The organism is Plantactinospora alkalitolerans (genome assembly GCF_015690345.1).
Classification (GTDB): Bacteria; Actinomycetota; Actinomycetes; order Mycobacteriales; family Micromonosporaceae; genus Plantactinospora; species Plantactinospora alkalitolerans.
Map to the genome: position 1 here is coordinate 1 of NZ_JADPUN010000353.1, position 8,512 is coordinate 8,512.

Annotated in this window: 8 protein-coding genes; 6 read left to right on the forward strand and 2 right to left on the reverse strand. The window is 70.1% G+C overall.

The annotated features are described in order from the left end of the window. From I0C86_RS37190 to I0C86_RS37200, 3 genes are all read left to right on the forward strand, one after another. On the forward strand, window positions 1–1,008 hold a 1,008-nt coding region (locus tag I0C86_RS37190; protein WP_196206004.1), incomplete at its 5' end, for a sugar ABC transporter substrate-binding protein. Window positions 1,009–1,031: 23 nt separating this feature from the next. Continuing rightward, on the forward strand, window positions 1,032–1,847 hold the full coding sequence (locus tag I0C86_RS37195) for an ATP-binding cassette domain-containing protein (protein WP_323374091.1): 816 nt from the start codon (window positions 1,032–1,034) through the stop codon (window positions 1,845–1,847). 73 nt (window positions 1,848–1,920) lie between these two features. Further along, entirely contained in the window at window positions 1,921–3,162 is a 1,242-nt protein-coding gene (locus tag I0C86_RS37200; RefSeq protein WP_323374092.1) for a sugar ABC transporter permease, read from the forward strand. A 479-nt stretch (window positions 3,163–3,641) separates the two neighbouring features. Here the strand turns inward: I0C86_RS37200 and I0C86_RS37205 are convergent, their stop codons facing one another. Continuing rightward, window positions 3,642–3,812, reverse strand: coding sequence for a hypothetical protein (locus I0C86_RS37205; protein WP_196206006.1), 171 nt, complete (start codon window positions 3,810–3,812; stop codon window positions 3,642–3,644). A gap of 223 nt (window positions 3,813–4,035) precedes the next feature. Between I0C86_RS37205 and I0C86_RS37210 the strand changes: the two genes are divergently transcribed. From I0C86_RS37210 to I0C86_RS37220, 3 genes are all read left to right on the forward strand, one after another. After that, window positions 4,036–4,500 carry a MarR family winged helix-turn-helix transcriptional regulator gene (locus I0C86_RS37210; RefSeq protein ID WP_196206007.1) on the forward strand — a complete coding sequence of 155 codons (465 nt, stop codon included), beginning with the start codon at window positions 4,036–4,038 and terminating at the stop codon, window positions 4,498–4,500. Continuing rightward, entirely contained in the window at window positions 4,497–5,159 is a 663-nt protein-coding gene (locus I0C86_RS37215) for a hypothetical protein (protein WP_196206008.1), read from the forward strand. The genes I0C86_RS37210 and I0C86_RS37215 overlap by 4 nt, the downstream gene beginning before the upstream one ends. Window positions 5,160–5,271: 112 nt before the next feature. Then, entirely contained in the window at window positions 5,272–5,913 is a 642-nt protein-coding gene (locus tag I0C86_RS37220) for a DNA-3-methyladenine glycosylase (protein ID WP_196206009.1), read from the forward strand. A gap of 202 nt (window positions 5,914–6,115) precedes the next feature. Here I0C86_RS37220 and I0C86_RS37225 read toward each other — a convergent pair whose 3' ends face one another. Further along, window positions 6,116–8,353, reverse strand: a complete 2,238-nt coding sequence (locus I0C86_RS37225; RefSeq protein ID WP_407676392.1) for a discoidin domain-containing protein — start codon at window positions 8,351–8,353, stop codon at window positions 6,116–6,118. Between the last annotated feature and the right edge of the window lie 159 nt (window positions 8,354–8,512).

The window sequence follows — 8,512 nt, forward strand, 5'->3', positions numbered from 1 at the left end:
GGCAAGGAGAACGTCGCGAACGGCTTCAAGATCGGTCTGCTGCTACCCGAGTCGAAGACCACCCGGTACGAGACCTTCGACCGTCCCCTCATCACCCAGAAACTGAACGAGCTCTGCGCCAAGTGCCAGGTGCTGTTCCAGAACGCCGACCAGGACGCCGCCAAGCAGCAGTCGCAGGCCGAGTCGATGCTCACCCAGGGCGTCAAGGTGCTCATCCTGGACGCGGTCGACGTGAAGGCGGCGGGCGCGATCGTCAACAACGCCCAGTCACAGGGCGTACCTGTCGTGGCGTACGACCGGCTGGCCACCGGTCCGGTGACCTTCTACGTCTCGTTCGACAACCGCCGGGTGGGGCAGATCCAGGGGCAGTCCCTGCTCGACAGCATCAGCTCCGGCGGTGATCCGAAGCGCGGTCAGATCGTGATGGTCAACGGCTCCCCGACGGACGCGAACGCGGCCGACTTCAAGGCCGGTGCGCACTCCGTACTGGACGGCAAGGTCAACATCGGCCAGGAGTTCGACACCCCGGACTGGTCGCCGGACCGGGCGCAGCAGGAGATGGACCAGGCGACCACCGCGCTGGGCCGGGACAAGATCATCGGGGTGTACTCCGCCAACGACGGCATGGCCGGCGGCATCATCGCCTCGATGCGGGGCAGTGGCTTCAACACGCCGCTGCCGCCGGTGACCGGTCAGGACGCCGAACTCGCCGGGATACAGCGGATCCTGGCCGGCGACCAGTTCATGACCGTCTTCAAGTCGATCCGCCCGGAGGCGAGCATCGCGGCGGAGATGGCCATCGCCGCCGCCACCGGCAAGGACTTCAGCGGGCAGGACACCACGCAGCGCAACAACGGAACCCGGGACGTCACCTCGGTGCTGCTCAATCCCGTCGCGGTGACCCGGGACAACATCAAGGACACGGTGATCAAGGAGGGTTTCTACACGCCGCAGCAGATCTGCACCGCCCAGTTCGCCCAGGCGTGCACCCAGGCCGGTATCTCCTGAGCCCGGACGGGGGTCGAGCAGCCGTGACCGGTACGCCGGTACTCGCGATGTCGGGCATCTCCAAGCGGTTCGGTGCGGTCCAGGCCCTCTCCGACGTCTCCCTGGAGGTGAACACCGGCGAGGTGGTCGCCCTGGTCGGTGACAACGGCGCCGGGAAGTCGACCCTGATCAAGGTGATCGCCGGGGTGAACCCGGCCGACAACGGCGAGGTCCGCTGGGAGGGACGGCCGGTCCAGATCGGCAAGCCCTCCGACGCCACCGCGCTGGGCATCGCCACCGTCTACCAGGACCTGGCACTCTGCGACAACCTCGACGTGGTGGCGAACCTCTTCCTGGGGCGCGAGGTGACCCGGGTCGGGGTGCTGGACGAGATCGCCATGGAGCGGCGGTCCCGGGAACTGCTCACCAGCCTCTCCGTGCGGCTTCCCTCGGTCCGGGTGCCGGCCGCCGGACTCTCCGGCGGGCAGCGTCAGTCCGTGGCGATCGCCCGGTCGCTGCTCGGCGAGCCGAAGCTGGTCCTGCTGGACGAGCCGACCGCGGCGCTCGGCGTGGCACAGACCGCCGAGGTACTCGACCTGATCGAGCGGCTCCGTGGCCGGGGCCTCGGAGTGCTGCTGATCAGTCACCAGCTGGCCGACGTCCGGGCCGTCGCCGACCGGGTGGTGGTGCTGCGGCTGGGACGCAACGCCGGTGTCTTCGACCCCGACCGGACCAGCCAGGAGGAGATCGTCCAGGCGATCACCGGGGCGCTGGACAACGCGGTCACCCGGCGCCGGGCCCGGGTCGAGGAGGGCACGGCGACGGCGCCGCGCTCGCCGGACGAGGACCAGCCGGCATGAGTGGGCGTGTCGGGCGGACCGGCCCGTGCCGCGCCGCACCGGAGCGACCAGACAGCCAGATCGGGGGTACGGCGTGAGCACGGCGACGACCAGTCCGGAACCACCCGCCGGCGACGGTATCCAGTCCCCGGGGCCGTCCCGGCTCAATCCCCTGGCGGCGGCCCGCCGTCGGCTCCGTACCGGCGAACTCGGCGCCTGGCCGGTGATCATCGGTCTGATCGTCATCTGGGCGGTCTTCCAGTCCCTCAACGACGCGTTCCTCACCCCGCAGAACCTGTCCAACCTGGCATTGCAGATCGCCGCGACCGGGACGATCAGCGTCGGCGTCGTCCTGGTGCTGCTGCTCGGCGAGATCGACCTGTCGGTGGGTTCGGTGGCGGGCGTGGGCGCGGCCGTGCTGGCGGTGCTGACCGTCCGCAACGGCTGGGGGGACGTGGCGGCGATCATCGCCGTGGTCGTCCTCGGCGTCCTGATCGGCATCCTGCACGGCAGTGTCTTCGCCCGGCTCGGCGTACCGGCCTTCGTGGTCACCCTCGCCGGCAACATCGGTTGGCAGGGATTGCAGCTCTACCTGCTCAGCCCGGAGGGGACCATCAACCTGCCGTACACCGGGCCGATCGGCGATCTCACGCACACCAACCTGAGTACGCCGCTGGGCTGGGTGGTCGGCGCGATCGCGGTCGGTCTGTACGCGGTCGCGGTGCTGGTCGACAGCCAGCGCCGGCGTGCGGCCGGGCTGCCCATCCGCAAACCGGTCGGCTCGCTGCTGCGGGTGGCCGGGCTGGCGGTGCTGGTCGCCGCCACGGTGGCGGTGCTCAACGCCTGGCAGGGAGTACCGGTCGCCCTGCTCATCTTCGTCGGCCTGGTCGTGCTGGTGGACCTGATGCTCCGGCGCACCCGCTACGGTCGCGGCATCTTCGCCGTCGGCGGCAACGTCGAGGCCGCCCGGCGGGCCGGCATCAACGTGTCGCTGATCCGGATCTCGGTCTTCGCGCTGACCTCCGCGCTCGCCGCCTTCGGTGGCATCCTGACCGCCTCCCGGGGCTTCTCCGCGAGCCAGTCCACCGGGGCCAGCGACACGTTGCTGATCGCCATCGCGGCGGCCGTGGTCGGCGGGGTGAGCCTGTTCGGCGGTCGGGGATCGACCTACGGCGCGCTACTGGGCAGCCTGGTGCTCGGCTCGATCACCTCCGGCATGTTCCTGCTGCAACTCAACTCGGCCGTTCGTTTCATGATCACTGCGGCGGTGCTGCTGGCGGCCGTCATTCTTGACTCGTTGTCGCGGCGCGGTCGTCGGGCGAGCGGCCGGCAGTGAACCGACGTCCGTCCGGGAGGTCGGCAGTGCAGCCGCGTCCGCCCGGGAGATCGGCAGTAGTGCCTCCGCGTCCGCCCGGGAGATCGGCAGTAGTGCCTCCGCGTCCGTCCGAGCGGCCGGCAGTGCAGCCGCGTCCGCCCGGGAGATCGGCAGTAGTGCCTCCGCGTCCGTCCGAGCGGCCGGCACGCGACGGCCGTCCGGGCGGAGGGTCGGCGGTGCACCGGTACCGGTGTCCGGATCGGTGGACGGCAGGGCGGAGACCCGGACGAGCGCGTCGAGATGGCCCATCGGGGTTCCGTCCCGGGCGAGCTGCTGACCGGTGATCCAGACCCACTGGTTGTCGTAGTACGCCGACAGGTCGAGGCGGACGAACTCGACCAGCAGGAAGAGGGTGTGGCCGCCGTACCGCCAGTCCTCCTTGGCGATCTCGAGGACCGTACCGGGCCGTGGCACGTTCGGTAGCGTCGGCGGCGGGGTGGTCATCGGAACCGCCGGGCCGCGGTGTTGCGGCGTACGCCCACGTCGGCACAGGCGGGGCAGCTCAGGCCGCCGCCGCAGATCGCACACCAGCGGCGGGATGTGCGATACGCGCAGAGTCCGGCGATGAAACCCAGCATCATCCCGGCGATCGCGACCGCGGTGACAAACATGCGGGTCCTCCAATTGAACGACTGAAAGTTACCTTTGCGTCGCCCATGGCAACCTGCAAGACCGCGAGCCGAGATCGCGAGCGAGTGAGCAATTGAGCGTCATGAATCATCGGCCCGGCGGGCTCCGGCTCGGGTAAGGGGCCTCGTCTCGGAGATCATCCCGCTCGTCGCGGGTCTGCGGGCGTGACATAATAGTGAGTCAAGCTCACTATGAGGGGCATACATGGTTACCGACAAACACTATGCCGCGCTCGACCAGGTACTCGAACTCGCCGTGCTGATCAACGACGACATGACCCGCAGCCTGGCCCAGGACGGCCTGACCGTTTCGCGTACCCACCTGCTCTGGGAACTGCGCCGTCGCGGACCGAGCACCCAGCGGGACCTCGCCGACGCGTTGAAAGTCAGCGCCCGCACCGTCACCGGACTCGTCGACGGGCTGGAGGCGACCGGATTCGTGACCCGCCAACCGCATCCGACCGACCGGAGGGCGACGCTCGTCACGTTCACCGAGCGGGGGGTGCGGACGGTCGAGGAGATGGAACGCGGCCAGCAGGAGTTCGCCCGGTTGCTCTTCGCCGAGATGCCGGAGGAGCGGCTCGACTGCTTCAGCGAAGCGCTCGGCGAGATCCTGATCCGGCTGCGCGAGGCCAGCCGGCTGACCGACCCTCGGGGAGGAGACCAGTGACGACCACCGGCCCAGCGAAGACCCGTACCCGGGTGCTGCCGCTGCTGCGCAAAGCTGCCGCGTACGAGGTGACCACGTGGCGCAGCCTGTACCGCTGGATCCGGCGCCGGCCGGTGGCGCCGGAGGGCGCGACGGCGTTCAGCTACGCGGGCGTGGTGACCCCGCTTCTGATCGTCTTCATCGTCGTGTCGGCGATCGAGATTCCGATCCTCGACCTGATCCTGCCCTGGAAGACGGCCAGGATCATCGCCGCCGCGGTGGGTGTCTACGGACTGTTGTGGATGATCGGCCTGCTGGCGAGCCTACGGGTCCACCCGCACGTTCTCGGCGACGCCGGCATCCGGATCCGCAACGCCGCGTCGATCGACGTGACCCTGCCGTGGGACGCCGTCGAGACGGTCCGGAAGCGGTACCGTTCGCTGGAGTCGAGTCGGGCCGTCCAGGTGGACCGGACCGGAGCCACCATCGTGTTGAACATCGGCACCGCCAGCCAGACCAGCGTCGACATCGTGCTGCGCCGGCCGATGGTCGTGCCGGTGCGGAAGGGCGCCGACGAACCCGTGCACGAGGTGCGCTGCTACGCCGACGACCCCGAAGGGTTCGTCGCCCGGGCCCGCCAGCACCTCACCGCCGGCCTGCCGGACCGGGTCGCCGGATAGCGCCCGCCGGTGCGCCGGGACCGGCCCGGTACAGCAGGTCGGGCGCATCACCAGCGCGTCGTCCGCCACCCCCGCGTGGCGCCGCGTCGACCGTCCGTGGTGTTGTTGGCAGATGACCGCGCCCGTCGACTTCGTCACCCTGCTCGCCGGGCCGGTGCTGCCGGCGGCGCGGGGGATGCTCGGCTGCACCCTGTCCGCTGGCGGCGTCACCGTCCGGATCACCGAGGTGGAGGCGTACGCCGGCAGTGGCGGGGACCCGGCGTCGCACGCGCACCGGGGGCGCACCCCACGCAACTCGGTGATGTTCGGTCCGGCCGGGTACGCCTACGCGTACTTCACCTACGGCATGCACTGGTGCATGAACGTGGTCACCGGGCCGGACGGCGAGGCGTCGGCGGTACTGCTCCGGGCCGGTGAGGTGGTGGACGGGCTCGATGTCGCGCGGCGCCGGCGCACCGCCGTACGCCGGGATGTGGATCTGGCGCGTGGGCCCGCGCGGCTCTGCGCGGCGCTCGGCCTGGACGGCGCCGTCTACGGTCGCTACCTCCTCGGTGACGGGCCGGTACGGCTGCGCCCGCCGGCCACGCCGGTTCCGCCGGAGGCGATCTCCGCCGGTCCACGGGTCGGAGTGACCGGCGCACACGACCTGCCGTGGCGGTTCTGGATCGCCGGCGACCCGTCGGTCAGTGCCTACCGGCGGCACGTCGCCAGGGCCCGGACGTCGGCCGGCCGGCGCGGTACCGCCCAGCGGTGAGGCCGCCCAGCGGTGAGGCCGCCCAGCGGGCCGGTTGCGGATGGTCCCCGACGAGACGCCCGGCACGTCGGGGCCCGCGCCATGGCGGGGAAGCCACGGCGCGGGCCTGACGTCGGGTACGACCCGTCGTCGGCGGACTACCGGTCAGGCGTCGTCGGATCAGGCGTCGTCGGATCAGGCGTCGTCGGTCGGGCGTCGTCGATCAGGGGAAGGTGGTCAGGTACTGCACCTGGTTGGCGGCGTTGGCCGTACCGCCGGTGTTGTTGATGATCCGGTTGATCGTGCCGACCCCGCCCAGCGAGACCGTCACCATGTTGTGGAACCGCACGCCCGAGGTGACCGGCACCTCGAAGGAGCGTTCGTTCACCACCGCGGGATTCACGTTGAAGTAGCAGTAGCTGCCCAGTCCCCACGCCTCGTGGCTGGTCACCGAGTCCGACACCTTGTACGCCGGATACCCCCGGGTGGAGCCGTTCATGAAGGCCGCCTGGTTGGGTGGGTCGTACGGCTTCTCGTTCTGGAAGAAGTACGTCCGTCCGCCGTTGCCGTTCCAGATCACCTCGGTCTTCTGGTAGTGCTCGACGAAGAGGCCGTACATGGTGACGTTGGTGCCGTTGACCACGAGACCGGTGTCGGCGGTGTTGACGTTCCATCCGTAGGTGCCGGCGTTGCCGTGATCGGCCCGCCACAGCCACATGTGGTCACCGATCACGTGATTGCTGTTGATCCGCAGGCTGGTGGTGGCCTTGCCGGCGACCGCGCCACCGATCCGGAAGAAGACGTCGTGCAGCGATGTCGGGTTGGCCGCGTGGCTCGCCGACGAGCCGGTCGGGCCGACCTCCAACAGCACCGGCGAGTTGGTGGTTCCGGCCTCGAACATGATGCCGGCGACCTTGACGCCGTCGACGTCGGCCACGGTCATCGCGGTGATGCCGTTCTGCGGTTCCAGCGTCGCCAGGCCGAGGCCGAGGACGACGGTGTCCGGCCTGGTGACCCGGATCGTCTCGTTGATCCGGTAGAGGCCGGGCGTGAAGAGCAGGTCCCTGCCCTGGGCCAGCGCCGCGTTGATGGTCGCCGCCGTGGTGCCGGGGCGTACCACGTAGAACTGGCTGAGCGAGATCGACGACCCGGCGGGAGTCTTGCCGTACCAGCTCGTGCCCTGGGTGTTGGTGCGGACCGCCGGTACGAAGACCCGGTACTCGCCGCTGCCGTCGACGTACAGGAACGGCTTCTCCCGGACCACCGGCGTCTGGCCGACCACGGTGTGCGACGGGTTCGGGAAGTGCGGCGGCGGTGCCCCGGTCACGCCGGTGAACACCATGTTCCAGACCGAGCCGGTCCAACTGCCGAACTCGCTGTTGCGGGAGAACCACTGCTGCTGGGAACCGGAGACCACCATGCCGTCGATCTTGGTGTCGGCCATCAGGCCGCCGCTGGACCAGCCGTCACCGCCGTTCCAGAGCTGGATCTGGTTCTGCGTGCCGCGCAGGTGCATCCGACGGTACGGCGCGGCCTGCGACACCGCCCAGCGTTCCACGGTCACCCCGGAGGGCAGGGTCACCGAGAGGTTCTCGGCCGCCCGCCAGAAGTTCTGGGTGGCGTTGCCGCCCATCCAGAACGCCTCGGCCCGGACGTGCCCGTTGAGGTTCACGTCGTCGGGGGAGAGGCCGAGACCGGCGACCTGGGTGAAGAAGCCGAGGTTGACGTCGGCGGTGTAGCTGCCGGGCTTGAACAGCACGGCGTACCGGTCCGGCGCGAACTGCGCGGTCTCCTGCTGGGTGAAGATCGTGTTCAGTCGGCTCTGGATCGTGGCGGTCGGCGTCGACGGGTCGAAGACGAAGGTGTTCGGGCCGAGGTTGGGGTTGCGCGGGTCGGTCGGCTCGACCGGATCCCCGGGCCCGGGGCCACCGCCGCCGAACTCGCCGATGACCTGGAACTCCCAGAGCGAGTAGCCGTAGCCGGTGGCGCGGGCGGTGCCGTACATCCGGACGTACCGGCCGGTGCCGGAGACGGTGAGCGTCTGGTTGCCGCCGGTGGCGGTGGTACTGGAGTAGACGCTGGTCCACGTGCTGGCGTTCTCCGACACCTGGATCTGGAACGCCCGACCGTAGGCGGCCTCCCAGCGCAGCACGACCTGGCTGATCGCGGCGCTGGCACCGAGGTCGACCTGGAGCCACTGTGGATCACTGAACGCACTGGACCAGCGGGTGCCGTTGTCGCCGTCGACCGCCGCCGAGGCCGGGGTTCCGCCGTTCTCGGTGGACGATGCCGTGGCCGGTCTGCCCTGGGAGATCAGCGCCGGTGCGGCGTTCGCGGCCGGTACGGGGCCGGCGAACGGGGTCAGGGCGAGCAGCAGCGATGCCGCGACCATCCCGGCGAGCGGCCGGGTCCTGGCTCGGCGGCCAGGACGGGCCTGGGAGAGAAAACGCTGAAAAATCATGATCCTGCCTGTCCGTGCGGAGGTGTCGGCGCCGCCTCTGGTGCAGCGGAGGCGGGCGTCGGGGATTGGCGGAGCGGTGTGCTGCTGTCCGGTGTCGACCTGCCGAAAATCGCCACCGGCGAGGCGTCGTCGCCTGGTCGGGGATGGACTGTTGGAGAG